An 18308-nucleotide genomic window follows, 5' to 3' on the forward strand; every position below is an offset into this window, starting at 1 on the left:
TAACGGCAAGGTCTGAAGGAAGCCATAGGAAGTTAGAGGTACACAGCGAAAGCGAACCTGATTCGGCATGATAGGGAGGTAAGCGTGCGAAATAGCGGTTCATCCGGTTAATGAATACTTGGCTTCATGGCTTGCTTTTATTTTTAGCTCAAAAAACTCCCAATCTCGATATCCATAAGCAATCTTAGATAATGTTTTTGTACGGTTATTGACTCCTTCGACTTTGCCGCTTGTCATTTTTTCATCGTAATAAGCCAGTATTCCTTGCTTGTGTTTGATTAGGATCTTGGCAAAGCTTTGCAGCAGAGTAATCTCTGAGTCTTGCGCTTGTTCAACCCAATCATCAAGCCACGCTTCCCCTAGCTCTTTTGTTGGTTGAGTCCACAGTTGCCTGAGCTTTTCTTTGAAATAATAGACCGTTGCTAATGGTTGATTAGCCTCAAGTGCTTGCTTTAACTTGTCTGCCCCTTTTTCACTTAAGTTTTCTGGATTTCTGAGTAAAAGCCATCGTGTGTTTTTCAGAAATTGAGCGTCATCTTTTGACTCCATTTCATTTTGTATTTTTCGCCGAAACTGACTCAACCTCTCATTGAACCTTTTGACTACGTGGAATCGGTCTATGACTAAACTGGCTTGAGGTGCATGCTTCTTTACCGATGAAATGTAGGCTGGCCCCATGTCAGTTGCAACCGCGACTATAGGTTGCTTGCAGCGATTCTTTCGTTCCCAAAACCCATCAAGGCTAGCCGCTTTCTTTCCTTTTTCGGTGTAGATAACTGCACTGGTTTTCATATCAATAACGACTGTCATAAAGCCTGATTTAGAACCACAGTAAATTTCATCAATACCAATATAGGTAACGTTTTTGTAATTTGGTTTTTGATAGCGCTTTTTTAGATGCCTTTTTGAATGGCTTTGATGCAATCCCAACCAACATTGCAAAGCTTCGCTATCGAGCTAATGGTCATTTTTTCAATTGATAATAACAGTACATATCTCTCGAAGGCTTTGATGTAACGGACTTTAGGCCGTGGAATGAACTTCAGTGGTAAATACTGGATTACTTTGCAAATCGTACATTGAATACGCTGATGTAATATTCGGATTAACGTTTTCTTGATGCCTATTGGAGGGCCTATAAACTCACGTTTTTTGGTTCCTTTCTTGATCACTTTCCGACTTTGGCAATCAGAGCATTTCATTCGGTGGTTATGGGCAATGTTAAAGATCGTTGAACCATTTTCATATTTGGAAGATAAGTAATGATAAGGGCCTTGTATTCCAAAGGAATGGTAAAGAAGTGAAGTCGACATCTACTCTAATTTTTTAGAATATTTTACCTTATCTCAGACCTAAGTATCGATTAACCGGATGAACCATAATTTTGTGAAGTATTCTTTATAAACCAAAGTGTGCGCATACAAGCTCCCGAAGGGCAAGGCTAAAGGTTTCCATTACTGCGTTGCACGTTCTTGAATTATTCCGACATAAGCACTAAGTGCGTTGAACGCCAGTTTTGTATGGCGGCCGTAGGGTATATAGTACTTCGAACATGCGCCTTGTACTGAAAACCTTTATCTCTTGCTGAGTGAGAGATTAATTACTGTAATTGGTATAACGACAGTTTTGTATGTCGGTAGTCTCGCTGCTTTGGAAAAATTAACAAAAAGTCACTGGATATCAGTCTTTGCGGATATGGTGTAAGTGTTTGAATTACGCTGCTTTTAAGCTAGCTATACTTTTTTGTAGTGTACAGTGAACACAAGTATTAAAAAAATAAATCATAAAGAATTCAAAATAAGAGTAGAATAAAACTCGTGGTTACTTTTGGAAAACGATTTTGGCAGCAGCAAATACTTCTATGGACGTTAGGCTGAGTGCTCAAGTGGCACAAGCAATTGCACCAATAGGTGTTTATGCCAACACTTACCCAACTCCAATAAATGGGTACTTATATTTTCAAACTACTGACAATGTGATTAGCCAGTTTCATCAATCAGCACTGCATTCAGTACAACAACCTCTTGTTATGGCTCCAATGGTTATGACTCCTCCTTTATATTCCTGCTCATTTTCATCAGATTTAAATGTGACATCGAGTGATAATCAAGTTTTTTCTTCCCAGATACCATTCAGGAGGCAAGAATACGACCATTCTAAAGAGATGGCAAAAGTGGACAGAGTAAGAAAATTGGGTGAACAAATACAGAAAAACGAGAAAAAATATCAACAAATTTTAAAAGAAAAAGAAACAGCAAACGCAAGCAATATCATGCAGTTGCAAATGGATGAAGAGAAGGTATTACAAAAATTAACAAAAAGTCGAAGGAATCTAGCACAATATAAAGCGCAATTGTCAACAGATACCCGTGATACTTGAAGTAACACAGGTATACATTGCTTCTTGACTGGGTTAATTTACGACAGATATTCATTGATTTGGGCTAAAATTCCCTCGCCATCAAGTTGATATTCTGCAGTGATTTCGTCTGGAGAACCATGTTTAATAAACTCATCAGGTAAGCCAATTTGAAGCACGGGCTTTAGCAACTTATTTTTTTGCAAAAACTCTATCACACCTGAACCAGCCCCCCCCATAATGGCATTGGCTTCAACAGTAACCAAAACATCGTATTCATTAGCAATCTGGGTTAGTAGATCTTCATCTAATGGTTTTACAAAGCGCATATCAACAACAGTTGCATCGAGTGCATCAGCAGCTTGAGTGGCCGACCCCAACGTGGTGCCAAAATTGATGATGGCAACTTTATTGCCTTGGCGTACCATTCGACCTTTACCTATCGGTAGTGCAGTCATTTGTTCAATTTGCTCTGCGCCTGTTGCACTCCCCCTAGGGTAACGCACGGCTGTTGGCCCATCGTTATAGCAGTAGCCAGTATAAAGCATTTGTCGGCATTCATTTTCATCAGACGGTGTCATGATTACCATGTTTGGAATGCAGCGCATAAAGCTTAAGTCAAAAGCGCCTTGATGAGTTGCGCCATCAGCACCGACAATACCACCTCTGTCAATCGCAAATAAAACCGGTAGTTTTTGTAATGCGATATCGTGGATCAGTTGGTCGTAACCACGTTGTAAAAACGTGGAATAAATAGCAACAACAGCTTTAAAGCCTTCTACAGCAAAGCCAGCACCTAAAGTGACGGCGTGTTGCTCTGCAATTGCGGCATCAAAGTATTGTTTTGGGAATCGCTGGGAAAACTCGACCATGCCAGAGCCTTCTCGCATTGCTGGAGTAATCGCTAATACCTTCTCGTCTTGCTCGGCTATGTCACAAAGCCACTTCCCAAACACTTGAGAAAATGTAGGATTGGAAGGCTTAGCCGTCGGTTTTTTAAATTGTGCAGGATCGAATTTAGGTACAGCATGCCAACCGATAGGATCTTTCTCTGCAGGGGCGTAACCACGACCCTTTTTAGTCATAATATGTAAAAACTGAGGACCTTTTAGTTGTCGCATGTTGGCCAGAGTTTCAACGAGCGCATCGACATCATGCCCATCTATAGGACCTATGTAGTTAAAGCCTAGTTCTTCAAATAAAGTGCCCGGAACAACCATTCCTTTTAAATGCTCTTCGGTACGTTTTGCCATTTCTTTAAAAATAGGCATACCATCAAGTACTTTTTTACCACCTTCACGAATGGTGGTATAAAAACGACCTGACATAATTTGTGCAAGATGGTTGTTTAATGCGCCAACGTTTTCTGAAATTGACATCTCATTGTCATTTAACACTACTAGCATGTCATTGTTGAGATCGCCTGCGTGATTAAGTGCTTCGAAAACCATGCCTCCAGTTAAAGCACCATCACCGATTACTGAAACAATTTTGCGACCAGCTTGTTCTTTTTCGGCGGCAATCGCCATGCCTAAGGCGGCACTCACTGATGTACCTGAGTGTCCAACGCTAAAGGTGTCGTATTCACTTTCTTCACGCCAAGGAAAGGGGTGCAGTCCGTCTTTTTGGCGAATGGTATGCATGCGATCACGGCGAGCGGTTAAGATTTTGTGTGGATAAGCTTGATGCCCCACATCCCAAATCAGCCGATCAAAAGGGGTGTTGTAAACATAATGCAAGGCTACCGTTAATTCGACGGTACCAAGTCCCGATGCAAAGTGGCCACTTGATTTACTTACCGATGTAAGTAAAAACTCCCTGAGTTCTTTGGCGAGCTGTGGTAACTGGCTTTTAGTCAGTTGTCTGAGTTCTTCTGGGGTATTAGCTTTGGCTAGTACCGGAAATTTGGAAATGTCCATGCTCATAATGAGATACTTTGACTGTTGTTATACTCGACGCGCCACAATGTAACGTGCGAAATCTGCAATTAACTGGCTATTGTATGGCAATTTAGTCAGCGCTGATAGTGATTCATTAATTAGCTGATCGGCGGTTTGTTTTGCACCATGCAGCCCTAATAATTGTGGAAAGGTACTTTTATTAGCTTTGGTATCAGAGCCTTGCGGTTTGCCTAACTCTTCGGTTGTCGATGTGATATCTAAAATATCATCTTGAACTTGAAAGGCTAGCCCTACATTTTTCGCAAAAGATCGCAATGATTCCGTTTCTTCATCGCTGGCGTTTGCAGCAATAAGTGCTAATTCAACGGAGCAAGAGATTAATGCTCCTGTCTTTAATGAATGCAATAACGTTAAGGTGTCAATGTCAATGGATTGATCGGTTGAGGCCAAATCAATAGCTTGACCACCACACATTCCAGAATAACCAGCGGCTTTAGATAACACTTTAATCATTCGAACTTGTTGATCTGCGGTTAGGTTATTTTGAGCATCCGCAAGCATTTCAAAAGCCAGTGATTGAAGCGAGTCGCCGGCTAATATTGCCGTGGCTTCGTCAAACTTCACATGCACAGTGGGTTGGCCTCGTCTTAATGCGTCGTCATCCATAGCAGGTAGGTCATCATGGATCAAAGAGTAGGCATGAATACATTCTATTGCAGAGGCGCAGGCATCAAGTTGTTGTGGTTGCACGCCGAGCAATTCACCAACACTGTAAACTAAAAAAGGACGAATACGCTTCCCACCAAGCAAAGCGCCGTGTTTCATTGCAGCTTTTAGATTTGGAGCATCATCAGGTAACTGGTCAAGTCGATTTTTAAGATAATTATTCACACGATTTTGATAATGAACAATTGCATTAGTCAAGGCTGTTTCAGGCACGCTTATTCGCCCTCGTTTTCGAATGGAACAAGCTTGTCGTCAGGCTTTTCATTGAGCAAAATGGATACTCTTTGCTGAGCTTGATCTAATTTGCTTTGACTGTGTCTGACTAGAGTGATTCCATGTTCGAATTGCTTAAGCGCATCATCTAATGAAATATCGCCTTTTTCTAGTTCAGAAACAATGGCTTCTAATGTGCTTAGTGATTCTTCGAAACTCAAATCTGCATTATTTTTAGTCACAATAACATCCTTTGGTTAAAGTGTGACACAAGGTATATCAGGGGGCGTCTGTGGTCAAATTTAGCGGTATGATTCTTGCGCAGTAACAAATTTGTCATTATTTTTTCGAGTGAAAACTTCAAATTGAATTAAACTTGCGCTGAATTTGTCCGATAATAAGAGACAGCTCTTAGAATAACAAAATCTGTTAAAAATCGGCTGGGAATAAAAAAGTGGTTAAATTGTAGATTGGTTGGTTGGATTGTGAACAATTTTAGCTTTTTTGAAGAGGTGTGTAGATTTAATTTACAGTACAATGATCTCGGTTTTTAAAGGTTATACCACAAATTTTTAATTCATCACGAAAAATATTGGGCGAGGGACTGTTGTGGATTTAGCAACATTAATAGGGTTAATTGGCGCGTTTGGTTTCGTGATCGGAGCAATGGTGACCAGTGGTGGCATTGGTATCTTTATTGAAACGTCATCAATTTTAATCGTGGTGGCAGGTTCATGTTTTGTAGTCATGATGAAATTTAACCTAGGACAATTTTTGGGTGCCGTTAAAATCGCCATCAAGGCATTCATGTTCAAACTCGATAAACCTGAAGATCTTATTGAACAATCTGTGAATATGGCTGACGCTGCTCGAAAAGGAGGTTTTTTAGCGTTAGAAGAAGCGGAAATAACCAATAACTTTATGCAAAAAGCCGTCGATATGTTGGTTGATGGTCACGACGGAGACGTGGTTAGAGCTGCGCTCGAAAAAGACATAATATTAACGGAAGAACGCCATAAGTCTGGCATTAGCATTTTTAAGGCTATGGGTGATGTAGCGCCTGCAATGGGTATGATTGGTACCCTTGTTGGCTTAGTCGCTATGTTGTCAAATATGGATGATCCTAAATCGATTGGTCCTTCGATGGCGGTTGCACTTCTTACAACACTTTATGGTGCCATTATTGCTAATATGGTTGCTTTACCTATAGCAGACAAGCTTGAACTGCGAATGGGCGAAGAAATGCAAAACCGAAATTTGATAATGGATGCGATACTTTCTATTCAAGATGGTCAAAATCCTCGAGTTATCGAGAGCTTTTTGAAAAGTTACTTGTCAGAGAAAAAACGCTCCGCTGGCACTGTGGACGGAGAATAACTGGATGGCTAAGGAAGGGTGTGATTGTCCACCACCAGGCGCTCCAATGTGGTTGGCAACATTTGCTGATCTCATGTCGTTATTAATGTGTTTTTTCGTATTATTATTAGCGTTTTCAGAAATGGACGCACAAAAATTTCAACAACTTGCTGGTTCAATGAAATATGCTTTCGGCGTTCAAAATAAAGTTGAAGTGAAAGATATCCCTAAAGGCACTTCTGTTATCGCATTAGAATTTCGTCCTGGCAAACCTGAACCCACACCGATAGAAGTTATCAATCAACAAACCAATGAAATGACAGAGCAGATGCTTAAGTTTCAAGAAGGTGAGGATGATAGTGCAGGCGGCCAGCAAGAGCAAAAAGGCGAGCTACGCGGAGGTGACGCTAGCGCTACGGCTCAAGAAAAGTCAGAAGCTAAGGAAACCGCTGAAGCCCTTGCAAAACAAGAGCAAACCAATGAGCAGTTGAAAAAAATCGCTGAAAAACTGGATCAACACATTCAAGATGGTGCCGTTGAGCTTGAGTCTCTTGGTCAGCAAATTATTATTCGGATCCGAGAAAAAGGTTCTTTCGCTTCTGGTTCGGGCTTCTTACAACCTCGTTTTCGTCCTATTTTGCGGGAAATTGGTAATTTGTTGAAAGATGTTCCTGGGATTATCACTGTGTCTGGACATACAGATCATGTACAAATTAACAATGAGCTCTATCGTTCTAACTGGGAGCTTTCGAGCAAACGTGCGCTTTCTGTCGCCCATGAATTGATTAAAGTCAAAGGGTTCGATGAGTCGAGAATGAAAGTGGTGGGAATGGCTTCGACAGCTTTACTTGTTCCGCCGAACTCACCGGGTAATAGGTCGCGAAATCGCCGCGTTGAAATTGCCATTGAGCAAGGAAAGGCAAAAGAGTCTGACGAGATTCGAGTTGGCGACTTGTAATACCAATTAGGTTAATTAAATGCTCAACTCAGAGCTATGTGTGTGCTCAAAGTACAATCGAAATTGATGAAGACATAGTTGTTACCGACAAACAAAACTGTCGTTATTACATTGCTACGTCAAGACAATTTTGAGAAGTATTCTTTATAAACCAAAGTGAGCACATACAAGCTCCCGAAGGGCAAGGCTATAGGATTCCATTACTGCGTTACAAGCACTTGAATTATCTCGACAAAAGCACTAAGTGCGTTGAGCGCCAGTTTTTTATGGCGGCCGTAGGGAATATAGTACTTCGAGCTTGTGCCTTGCACTGAAACCCTTTGGCTCTTGCTGAGTGAGAGATTAATTACTGTAATTGGTATTATTACTGACATACAAAACTGTCGTTACTACGTTTGTCTTTAAACTTTAATTTTCGAGCCTTGATTTTGTCAGTTTTTAGCGATAACAAATGGAAATGACTAATTGAGGCTTTATTTTTGTGCAACGGAAGAAATTGATGAGTTGCTGGAGGAATGTTGGGGTTGTAAAACAACCGCTCTAAAATCGTCACAAGTTAATTCTGTACGGTCTACTGGATTGCAAACTATCGCACTAGATTTTAATAAATTTCTAATTGCAGTTTTAGAAACTAAGTGCCACACATAAGGATTTTGCCCGCTTCTTATTTCGATGATTTCTTGCTCTTTTTCTTTTTTAAAGTTAGTGCGCATAATGCAGCACTCTGCATCTTCGGGAACTTGTGAGTAATTTATTACTGGCAAGGCGTTAACCATGTCTTTAATATCAGGAATCGTTTTCGGGACTCTTATTCGTCTCTCTAATTCAATCTCTTGATCATGTAGATTTAGTTGTTCGAAAACATCTGAAGAAAGTTGGCGTTTTATTTCTTGAACTATTTGTAATGCCATTGAAGGTGCTGTGTTGCTTAATATAGAGATAAACGTTATAAATTCACCTAAAGACTGAGTTTGCCTTTGGCTCGTTTGGCTTCCTTCGACTGTGAACACTATAGTCAGTCTTCGGTCAAGTTCTTGCCTTAATGGATGACGGCTATCATTAGCAAAAGTAGCGAATAGTGGTGCATTTATAAATGAAAACATTGCAAAGAGTCGATTTATTAAAGCAAGGGTTGGCTCAGCTCTATTTTGATGCTGTGCCAAGATATTAGGGAGATTCTCGTCAGTTGCTAATCTGTCTCCGGCACCGAAAAAATTCCTATGACAAAGTGCAGCTATGGCACTGGCTACTATGCATTCATTTTCATTCACAACTTGCTTTAAACGAATGATGTATCCTTTTTGTACGTAATCTGAGCATTGCTCGCTTGAAATTAACGTTACAGAGAGTTCATTCGAAGTACAGATAAAGCGAACGTGGTAGCCATATGCATAAAATGATCGATGTGTTGCTGCCACTCCTCTAAGCCGTATAGATTGAAGATAACTTTCTTGGAGTTCGGAGCATGTTGGTATCAAGCTATCACTTACTTTAAGTGCTCCTTGAGTCGTCAATCTACAAAATCCTTGGCACTCAGGAGGGACTGGTTGATGATTTACATGATAACGTTCGAATAATTGCGCATTTTCTCTTACTGCAGGTGTGTTTAAGACCCGTTTATATTGTTTATCCAAGCCGATGGTTTGTGATTGAGTATCTGCTTGGTATTTGTAATTTTTTTGAGGATGGCAAGATTTTTGTATTAAAGTGGGGGAAGACATGAACTCATGTATGCTTGAACTTGGTTCAAATATTGATTGAGCATCCTCGCTAGGTACTTCTGACACTGAAAATGTTGTATTACCAAGAGTTAATGACGAGTGTGTGTTTTTTAATCCATGATGGATAATACTGTGATAATAATCAGCTTCAATTTTTTGAGCGGACCAAGTTGAAGTGAAGTCAGAAGATGTGGCCATATTCGCTTGCTTGGATATCATTAACTAAAATGAGTTTATCACTTGCCCAATACTGTTTTTGTTAAATATAGTTCATGTAATATTTAATATCTTCGGGGTTTAATTCCTCGCCTCTTGGGGCGAACTAACTTTGTTTTTTTGTGGTGTACTTGTGGTCATACCTGCGAAGGCCGGTATCTAGTGACTTCATCTAAGTACCTGAAGTTTCCTAAGATTTTCTAGTGCCCAGTTTCAGCACTCTACGGTGTTGCAACTTCGGTTACATAGCTACGGGTATGCGCCCTACATTGCGTCTTGTATAGCACTAAACCTGAACACAATAATTATCAAAGAACTTATCGACAGGTACTTAAACAAGAAAAAGGCGCTAGACTACCGACATAAAAACTGTCGTTACTAGGTTTCGAGTCTCGCTGGAGTGGCGATAACGCTAAACGATACCTCGCCCCTCTGGAACGGGGTGATTCATTTCTTTAGCTTGTTTAAGGCGCAATTTAATCGAGTTTTAGTCATAAAACATAACGATTATTGAAATAACTATTCTCTGCGTTTTAAGGCTTTATAAACTTTCTTCACTCCCTCTTCATCAACTTTTTTACCTAAAAAGTCACTTGTTTTAAGCCCGAAACTGTAGAAGAAAACACGTAACTCTCCATATTGTTCAATATAGCTTTCAAATTTATCGTCATCAGTAATGTCTTGCTCTGCAAAAGCAACGAAAAATTGAAATAATGACTCAATTAATCGACAGCGAAGTACATGTTTTTCTTCGTTCGAATGCAAATCTTCTTGATGATTATGGTAGCTTTGTTTTAACCAGTTTATGGTAATAATACTGGCTTTTGATAATGCTATTCCAAGCGATAAACCGGCTCCCACTTCGCTGGTTACGCCGCCAAGTTTTAGAATATCTCCTGTCACAGAGGCCAAGTCGAAAAAAATCTTGTAAGAGGCACTTATCACTCTTTTACGGCAAACTTTTTTTAGTTCACAAACCATAGAGTAACGCTTAGCTTCTCTTATTACTTCTGGAGACAGGTTTACGAATATTTTTCCATCATAAGCAATGTCATTGAGGGTGTAATAGTTAGTTCTTTGTTCTTCGTCAAGTATGAATGAAAGAATAGCGTGATCAGGAAAATACTCTTGATCTCTTACTTTCATTTCAGATAACTGGGCCATGTAATAAGCATTGTTTCCAAGGTATAGTGAGCGCTGGACAATGTCTATGATGCTTATGACAATACCTAGCCCTGGTATTGCTTTGTTAAGACCGATTGATGCTTTACCTGTTATTTCTAAAATATCCTTAGCGGCAAACAGTACTTTTTGAAGAATTGAGAAAAGAGATTTTGATAATTCGGCAATTAAAGTGAGTAAATCACAGGATTTAGCTATGCCAGACAAAGCAACTTTATCGTCACTTTTGGTGAATTGCTTTACAAGTTGGACAATTTCCAGAGTTACATGTTGAATTTCCTGTAAGCAGGACTGGATGCGGTCAATGGCACTTGCTGACTCTGATATCGTTGAAGCCATTTGCTGCATGTGTGCTGGTAATAAGTTACCAATACCGTCAGATACGGCTGATGTTGTATTAAGGACTACAGAAGTGAGTTCAGACAGCGAACGAGTGGCATGTCCAATCGTTGAAGCATCCCACTTTTTGAAAACTTCTTTAGCCATGGCAAACTGAGTAACAAGGGCTGCTGAATGAAATATGGCTTTGGAATATAATTCAACACCTTCATCAATCCCATAACTGTCTAGTTGGTTTACTAATGAGTCTACAACGTCTGTGAATTGGCTCGATGTCGAATCAGAAGTTGCCTTTATGGATGCTAAAGATTTTTTTAAGCCTTTAGTCACGTTTGATAATTCTGCTTTTGAAGCAGCTTCTGACTCATGATGTTGCTCGATTAGTTTTTGTTCGACTAAGAGTAAAGTTGGACTCCAGAGGCTTGGCTTTGTGCTTGAATTTTCAGTGGGGATTGAGTTAACTAAACGTTTAGATTTAATCTGTGTAAATACCGATTTCCACCGCATAACCGATTCTGATTTTTCTGCTGGGGACATTATACCAGGAGAAGTTGGAGCTTCTTCAAATGTTACCCATTCTCCCGTTTTTCTTGATGATTCTGAAAATGTAAAGGATTGAGCTTTCGATATTGGTGTTGGCGTCATTTTGAGTGATTGTTGTCTTGTTACCCTCACTTTCTGACGTAGGCTATCCCGCTGTGATAATGCGGCTTGTGCTTTGGCTTCAATGTCTTTGAGTCGCTTTATATGTTCTCTATACAATTGCAGTTTTTGAATTGTTACTTTTTTTTCCTTGTCTGATAATACGTGAAGTGGTGATAGGGGAGGGATTACGTAATCTTCTTCGCTTGATTTGGCATATACATCGCTCCCAATGAACGCTCGATTGTGTATTAGGCTTAATTCATCTTCTGGACGATGAGCATGATGAATTCTAGACGTCAATTTTGAAAATGAATGCTTCGACCATTGCTCGAAATGAGTAAACCCACTTTTTATTTTCCGTTCGAACTTGAGAAATGGTGAGGTTGGGTGAAGCGTTTTTTTTGATAAGTATTCTGTGCTTTTTGACACTTTTTTTCTATAGCTTATAGGAGCTGGATCAAGTTTTAACGGTACGGTTTTTTCTTTTTTGAGCTTTGACTTTGTTTCAGAATTGGCTGAAGAAGAAAAAGAAGAAAGCTCTGATAAAGAGGAAGAACGACGGCGCTTACTCCAATTCAAGTGGAAATGTTGATTAGTTTCTTGTGGCGGAATTGAAGGTTTTATTCCTTCTAAATCTTCTAATTTTGGTAGCTCAGATGCAACATCAAAGTTAACTAAAGACTCGATGGTTGCTTCAGAGTAGTACTCAGGATGGCTGGCAAGGTACATGAGCAAAGGTTCACCGTTAACTCTGCATTGCCACAGCACCCCTTCTTTTTTTAATCTAGCAAATATTACTGAGCGGAGTGATAAAGCGTCATCCCACTCAGTTTTAAGCCCAAATTGTATTATCGGGCAGTTCATTTTATCTTGATAAGTGAGTGGGATATTCTCGACTAAGTACTCTAGTAATTTTAGCTTTTCGCTGTTGTTTTCGTCTGTTGGGGAAAATAAAGTTTTAAGTAACATAACCGCAGGCATCAAGGTGCTTTTAAAGTCCAAGTTTTTACAAATACAATGCTTTGAAATACAGAGCAGTGCATCGTATTTTTGCGTATTTATTAAATAGGTAACTAGAGGTTGTTTTTGAGCATTAAAGGTAAAAGTTAGATTTGGATGCTTATTAATGAAAGACGTCAATTGCTCAATGTTATTAGCGTTAATGAGTGAAATAATGTGGGCTTGATGCTCAACTCCTGTGTCGTAGGATAATATAGCTGTAGGTTGGGAAGATAGAGGGTGAAAACTCGCCATCATTCATCACTATGCTGCTGCTTTTAGTCATTGGTTTATCACAAACTTAAATTTCGAATCAAAAAAAAGAAATGTGGTGACAGCAATAAGAAAGGTATGTTGTTCTTGTATACTTTTGTGATGGTCGAAATTGCAACTTTGAATGAAGATTTTTAATTGTTCTTTAAATTAAATTGAGGAGTTATTAATCGTGTTCACGATTATCATTTTATTCGCCCCTTCTGTATAATCAGCGCCACTTTTTTGTTCAACCATTTTTGAGCGCGGACCTCCAATGAAGTTTATTGTTAAGTTGTATCCTGAAATTATGATGAAAAGCAAATCGGTAAGAATGCGATTTACTAAAATGCTTGAATCGAATATGCGTAACGTATTGAAAATCGTTGATGAAAACGTTCGGGTGCAACGTCAATGGGATCGAATTCTTGTCAATGTTCCTCATGCGAATGAAAGGTTAATCGCTGCTGTTTCTGAGCGTCTTGGGTGTATTCCTGGTATCGCGCACTCACTTCAAGTCGAAGAGTCAGAATTTAAAGGTATTGACGATATTTATCAGCAAGTGCTGCCTATTTACAAAAATGAACTTGCTGGAAAAACATTTTGTGTTCGAGTCAAGCGCAGCGGGAATCACGACTTTAAATCTATCGAAGTTGAGCGTTATGTTGGTGGCGGACTAAATCAACACACAGAAGCTGTCGGGGTTAAGCTTAAAGATCCTGATCTGACAATCAATTTAGAGATCAACCAAGATAAACTTTATTTGGTCGTTAAGCGTATTAAAGGGTTAGGTGGCTTCCCAATGGCCACTCAAGAAGACGTATTGTCGTTAATATCGGGTGGTTTTGACTCAGGCGTTTCAAGTTTTCAGTTCATCAAAAAAGGAGCTCGTACGCATTATTGTTTCTTTAATCTTGGTGGCGCTCAACATGAGATCGGCGTGAAGCAAGTTGCTTATCATTTATGGAAAACATACGGTGAATCACACAAAGTTAAATTTATTACGATTCCTTTTGAAGATGTTGTTACCGAAATCTTAGAGCGCATTGATAATGGTCAGATGGGGGTTGTGCTTAAACGTATGATGATGCGTTGTGCAGCCAAAGTCGCTGATAAAATGGGTATACAAGCTCTTGTGACAGGTGAAAGTTTAGGGCAAGTTTCGAGTCAGACGCTGACGAACTTAAATGTAATTGATAGAAGCACTGACTTACTTATTTTACGTCCATTGATTGCGATGGATAAGCAAGACATCATCAATGAAAGTCGTCAAATTGGCACGGAAGATTTTGCTAAAGCGATTCCAGAGTATTGCGGCGTTATTTCACAAAAGCCAACAGTTAAAGCTGTGTTGTCTAAAATTGAAGCTGAAGAAGAAAAGTTTACAGATGAACTCATCGAAAAAACTGTCGCGAATACTAAGGTAATGACTGTACGTGATATTGCAGCCGAAATGGACGAGCAAGTTACCGAAACTGAAACGGTTACAGATTTAAATGGTCATGAAATTGTCATCGATATACGTTCAAGAGAAGAGGAAGAAAAATCTCCACTCGAAATTGAAGGCGTGACAGTCAAACACATTCCTTTCTTTAAGCTGGCAACCGCCTTTGATGAGCTTGATAAAGCGAATACGTACTTATTATATTGTGATCGTGGAGTAATGAGTAAGTTACAAGCATTGTATTTGGTTGAGCAAGGGCATAAAAACGTCAAAGTTTATCGTCCTTAATTAACCAGTTTAAACCTAAGCATCAGTTGAACGCTGAGTATATGAGTAACTGTTTGAGCAATAAGATGACTTTATCATCATCCTAAATAAATCGGTTGGGAGCGGTCGTATACGCAGAAAAAATTACTGATAGCAAGCTACGCCTTACTATCAGCAATTTTTTCTACGCTTGAGAACGCAGCCAACTGATGTCTCTAGCTTACAGGCATAAAAAAAACCGCAGTTATTGCGGTTTTTTTATGCCTGTAACAGGACAAAAGAAATTTCAATGAATATTTATTCTTCGGCAGTACTTTCAGTTTTAGTGGTGATTTTGTCTTCACGTTTTGTTAAAAGTACTTTATCTTCTGTATGAGCAATCAGTATTGCAGCATGCTGTTCTTCAAGTAAAGAGCGCATGATTTTATCCATTTCTTTCTCAATATTTAACGCTAATTCCGCTTGAATATCGTTACTGTTGAGTTGGGTGTTATGCACTTCTTCTGCAATAGAATTTGTAGAGAGTAGCCCAAAAATAATAATGCTTATTACGGTAGTGAGTTTGCTCATAGTCATCGCCTTAATGTAAGTAGTCGCCTTTAGCCAGAGTTTAGCCTCGCTACTACTTGAGGCTTATCTGAGTTCATTCTCAATGGCGTGAAATTTAGCCAAAAATACTGGTAATTACAAACGATTAAATGTAACAATATCGATTAGAAAAACTAATCCATATAATAATAAGAAAAGAGTAACTAAATATGCCAAGACGCTTGCCCCCCTTAAATGCACTAAAAGCCTTTGAAGCTGCGGCTCGTCACTTAAGTTTTACTCGTGCAGCGGAAGAATTATTTGTCACACAAGCAGCGGTTAGCCACCAAATAAAAGCGCTTGAAGACTACTTGGGCCTGAAATTATTTAGGCGTAAAAATCGCTCCTTGCTTTTGACTGAAGAGGGGCAGAGTTATTTTCTCGATATTAAAGATATTTTTGTTCAAGTTGCCGAATCGACAGAAAGACTATTGGCAAGAAGTGCAATCGGATCACTCACTGTGTGTATGCCTCCAAGTTTTGCTATTCAATGGTTAGTTCCTCGTTTAGCCAAATTCAGTGAAAAAAATCCTGAGATTGATGTCAGAATTAAAGCCGTAGATAGTGATGAAATTCCATTAACGGATGATATTGATGTCGCAATTTATTATGGTGAAGGACATTGGCCTGAACTTCACGCTGATAAACTGCGTAATGAAGTTTTGATCCCAGTTTGTTCTCCGGCTTTATTGAATGGCCCGAAGCCATTGACGACACCTGAAGATTTGAAAAAGCATACTTTATTGCATGATATGACTCGTCAGGATTGGCAGTTATGGTTTAAAAAATGTGGCGTGACAGGCATGAATGTAAACCAAGGCCCAATTTTTAGCCATTCATCATTAGTGCTTCAAGCGGCCGCTCATGGGCAAGGTGTTGCTTTAGGGTACAGTGTTCTAGCCGCGCCAGATATTAAAGCGGGGCGATTGGTGTTACCTTTCCAAGATGTTCTTGTGAGCCGTAATGCTTACTACTTAGTTTGTCAGCCGAGTCAGGCCGAATTAGGAAAAATTGTCGCTTTCCGTGAATGGATGCACGAAATGTTTGCTGAAGAATCTCACAGTGACTTATTAGTAAATTGAGAACATTCCATAGACCGCGACTATTTAAAGTAACTTTGTTGGACTAAAATATGAATTTTCGAGTAGATGGTCATTCTGATGACACATTAGTAGTCTTTGCTCATGGAGCAGGGGCTGGGATGGACTCTGACTTTATGTCTCAATTTGCTAAACAGTTGGCACTTCACTCAATTCGAGTTCTACGCTTTAACTTTGGTTATATGCAAGCTAATGCTGAAGATGGTAAACGGCGGCCACCTGAACGTATGCCTAAATTACTCGATCATTTCGAAGATGTTTTACAACACGCTATTCATGAATATAAACCTAAACGACTTTTTTTGATGGGAAAGTCAATGGGAGGCCGCGTTGCTACAATTCTTTGTGCTAATACTAAGCATACTGTCAATGGAGTAATGTGTTTAGGCTATCCTTTTATTCCGATAAAAGGCGGTAACCCTAGACTCGAACCTTTGGAACTCTGCCCTGTACCTGTGTGTTTAATACAAGGAGAAAGAGATCGTTTTGGTAATCGAGAGCAAGTAGGGCAATGGCAATTACCTGACACAATAAAGATGTGCTGGATAAGCGATGGCGATCATAGTTTACAACCTCGAAAGATGTCAGGTCATACTTTAGAAAAAAATTTACAAAATGCAGTTTCTGAGTGTATTAAATTCATTGGAGGAATTCATGCGTAAAGGGATATTTTTAATTGCATGCTTGAGTGGCTTTTTAGCGACGGCATTAGGTGCATTTGGCTCGCATGGTTTAAAAACCGTTGCTAGTGATGAAATGATAAAAATATTTGAACTAGCAGTCACTTATCACTTCTATCATACTTTTGCGTTGCTCGCTACGGCGCTTGCTGGACATTGGCTCTCGTCTAGATTACTTGACTTCTCAGCTTATGCTTTCATTTGTGGCATTGTGTTATTTTCGGGATCTCTATACACATATGTGCTAACGGGGACGAAAGTGTTTGCTCTTATCACACCGCTCGGTGGGATGTGTTTTTTAGTTGGTTGGTTATTACTGGCGGCAACGGTTTGGAATCATCGAAATGAAAATGTATTTAAAAAATGATGATGAAACTTAGGGCACGCACTAGGGGCTGTTTATCTTTCGTGATTATTTTTGCAGTGATAAATTGGTTATTTTATGCAAGGCAGGGTTTGTGAGGTTTGGTTATTTTCGACATACAAAACTGTCGTTACTTCGTTTCCAAATAAGAAAACGATAACGCAGCACCTTTTATTTAGAAAGAGCGACCAATTTACGCTCTCTCTTTTTTCGATGCTTTTGAGCATTCACTGTTCTGTGTTGTGACCAGCTCACTTAGATGGCTAAGCATCACTGCTCACGCCTTGAACCTAAAAACATCAGTTGAATGCTGAGTATATGAGTAACTGTTTGAGTCAATAAGATGACTTTATCATCATGGCTTTCACCCAATGAGTGAAGTGCTCTACGCTCACAAGCTTGCTAAAATGACTGCTATCTGCGTTGTAACTTTTGCAAGTAGAATAAACTATTTGCTGCAAGCTACGCCTTACTATCAGCCATTTTTTCTACGCTTGAGAACGCAGTCAACTGATGTTTCTAGGGAGCGCCACGAAGCGCTTTATTCTGTTGCGGGATTTGTCTCAACGTATACGCAGCCAAGCGATTACATGGCCATAAACCAGAGACAGCAACGTTATTATTTATAATAAGTCCATCAGGTTGAAACGTACCTGACGGGATAATTACCAGTTCATCCCGAAATCTGACGGGCATGCATAATGGGTAACCGCTATGACATGAAGCCCTGTGACAAAGGCCTTGAATAAAGGTTGAGATGCAATGTAGGCCGCAGCATCAAGCGAATTCAGTTAAGCGTCGTAAATCAAAAAATGAAGATGGGGAGTCTTTCCTAGTTGACGAACCCTGACACAAACAGAGAAGCAACTGGTAAATGCATCTGTTTGATCTTCCGGCGTAATATGAAGTGGCATGTATTGAAGGAAATAAAGTGAACGTGGGAGAGCCTGAGTGTTGGAAGGTAGTGACTTGCACTATCCGAATATAAGGTAAACCGA

At 39.7% G+C, this 18308-nt stretch carries 16 protein-coding genes; 8 read left to right on the forward strand and 8 right to left on the reverse strand.

The window, feature by feature from the left end:
• Nucleotides 1–99: 99 nt before the first annotated feature.
• Together E2I05_RS03865 and E2I05_RS21900 are read right to left on the reverse strand one after the other, a co-directional pair.
• Nucleotides 100–942, reverse strand: coding sequence for an ISL3 family transposase (locus tag E2I05_RS03865; protein ID WP_121854000.1), 843 nt, complete (start codon nucleotides 940–942; stop codon nucleotides 100–102).
• Nucleotides 894–1313 (reverse strand): hypothetical protein, encoded by a 420-nt coding sequence (locus E2I05_RS21900; protein ID WP_121853999.1) that lies wholly within the window; start codon nucleotides 1311–1313, stop codon nucleotides 894–896. Before E2I05_RS21900 ends, E2I05_RS03865 begins: the two co-directional genes overlap by 49 nt.
• A gap of 527 nt (nucleotides 1314–1840) precedes the next feature.
• Between E2I05_RS21900 and E2I05_RS03870 the strand changes: the two genes are divergently transcribed.
• Nucleotides 1841–2380 (forward strand): hypothetical protein, encoded by a 540-nt coding sequence (locus E2I05_RS03870; protein ID WP_121853998.1) that lies wholly within the window; start codon nucleotides 1841–1843, stop codon nucleotides 2378–2380.
• A gap of 38 nt (nucleotides 2381–2418) precedes the next feature.
• On the opposite strand, the gene dxs is transcribed toward E2I05_RS03870, so the two are convergent.
• From dxs to xseB, 3 genes are read right to left on the reverse strand one after another with little or no spacing between them, the layout of a single operon-like run.
• Nucleotides 2419–4284 carry a 1-deoxy-D-xylulose-5-phosphate synthase gene (gene dxs, locus E2I05_RS03875; RefSeq protein WP_121853997.1) on the reverse strand — a complete coding sequence of 622 codons (1866 nt, stop codon included), beginning with the start codon at nucleotides 4282–4284 and terminating at the stop codon, nucleotides 2419–2421.
• Nucleotides 4285–4305: 21 nt separating this feature from the next.
• On the reverse strand, nucleotides 4306–5199 hold the full coding sequence (gene ispA, locus E2I05_RS03880; RefSeq protein WP_243641092.1) for a (2E,6E)-farnesyl diphosphate synthase: 894 nt from the start codon (nucleotides 5197–5199) through the stop codon (nucleotides 4306–4308).
• 2 nt (nucleotides 5200–5201) lie between these two features.
• Nucleotides 5202–5441 (reverse strand): exodeoxyribonuclease VII small subunit, encoded by a 240-nt coding sequence (gene xseB, locus E2I05_RS03885; protein ID WP_121853996.1) that lies wholly within the window; start codon nucleotides 5439–5441, stop codon nucleotides 5202–5204.
• Nucleotides 5442–5808: 367 nt separating this feature from the next.
• Here xseB and pomA point away from each other — a divergent pair, with 367 nt between their 5' ends.
• Entirely contained in the window at nucleotides 5809–6576 is a 768-nt protein-coding gene (gene pomA, locus E2I05_RS03890) for a flagellar motor protein PomA (protein WP_121853995.1), read from the forward strand.
• 4 nt (nucleotides 6577–6580) lie between these two features.
• Nucleotides 6581–7513, forward strand: a complete 933-nt coding sequence (locus E2I05_RS03895; protein ID WP_121853994.1) for a flagellar motor protein MotB — start codon at nucleotides 6581–6583, stop codon at nucleotides 7511–7513.
• A 473-nt stretch (nucleotides 7514–7986) separates the two neighbouring features.
• Here the strand turns inward: E2I05_RS03895 and E2I05_RS03900 are convergent, their stop codons facing one another.
• Both E2I05_RS03900 and E2I05_RS03905 read right to left on the reverse strand, forming a co-directional pair.
• Nucleotides 7987–9432, reverse strand: coding sequence for a hypothetical protein (locus E2I05_RS03900; RefSeq protein WP_121853993.1), 1446 nt, complete (start codon nucleotides 9430–9432; stop codon nucleotides 7987–7989).
• 537 nt (nucleotides 9433–9969) lie between these two features.
• Nucleotides 9970–12873: a methyl-accepting chemotaxis protein gene (locus E2I05_RS03905; protein WP_133309473.1), complete on the reverse strand. Its 2904-nt coding sequence runs from the start codon at nucleotides 12871–12873 to the stop codon at nucleotides 9970–9972.
• 271 nt (nucleotides 12874–13144) lie between these two features.
• Here E2I05_RS03905 and thiI point away from each other — a divergent pair, with 271 nt between their 5' ends.
• Entirely contained in the window at nucleotides 13145–14599 is a 1455-nt protein-coding gene (gene thiI / locus E2I05_RS03910; RefSeq protein WP_121853991.1) for a tRNA uracil 4-sulfurtransferase ThiI, read from the forward strand.
• 276 nt (nucleotides 14600–14875) lie between these two features.
• On the opposite strand, the gene E2I05_RS03915 is transcribed toward thiI, so the two are convergent.
• On the reverse strand, nucleotides 14876–15148 hold the full coding sequence (locus tag E2I05_RS03915; protein WP_121853990.1) for a hypothetical protein: 273 nt from the start codon (nucleotides 15146–15148) through the stop codon (nucleotides 14876–14878).
• 188 nt (nucleotides 15149–15336) lie between these two features.
• Between E2I05_RS03915 and E2I05_RS03920 the strand changes: the two genes are divergently transcribed.
• The 4 genes from E2I05_RS03920 to E2I05_RS21865 all read left to right on the forward strand — a co-directional run bounded on the left by E2I05_RS03920 (nucleotide 15337) and on the right by E2I05_RS21865 (nucleotide 17939).
• Nucleotides 15337–16248, forward strand: a complete 912-nt coding sequence (locus tag E2I05_RS03920; protein ID WP_121853989.1) for a transcriptional regulator GcvA — start codon at nucleotides 15337–15339, stop codon at nucleotides 16246–16248.
• A gap of 50 nt (nucleotides 16249–16298) precedes the next feature.
• Nucleotides 16299–16928 (forward strand): alpha/beta fold hydrolase, encoded by a 630-nt coding sequence (locus E2I05_RS03925; RefSeq protein ID WP_121853988.1) that lies wholly within the window; start codon nucleotides 16299–16301, stop codon nucleotides 16926–16928.
• A complete protein-coding gene (locus E2I05_RS03930) occupies nucleotides 16921–17313 on the forward strand; it encodes a DUF423 domain-containing protein (protein WP_121853987.1) in 393 nt (130 codons plus the stop codon). Before E2I05_RS03925 ends, E2I05_RS03930 begins: the two co-directional genes overlap by 8 nt.
• 368 nt (nucleotides 17314–17681) lie before the next feature.
• Entirely contained in the window at nucleotides 17682–17939 is a 258-nt protein-coding gene (locus E2I05_RS21865; RefSeq protein ID WP_133309794.1) for a hypothetical protein, read from the forward strand.
• Nucleotides 17940–18308 lie beyond the last annotated feature (369 nt).

This window comes from Parashewanella spongiae (assembly GCF_004358345.1).
GTDB classification, from domain to species: domain Bacteria; phylum Pseudomonadota; class Gammaproteobacteria; order Enterobacterales; family Shewanellaceae; genus Parashewanella; species Parashewanella spongiae.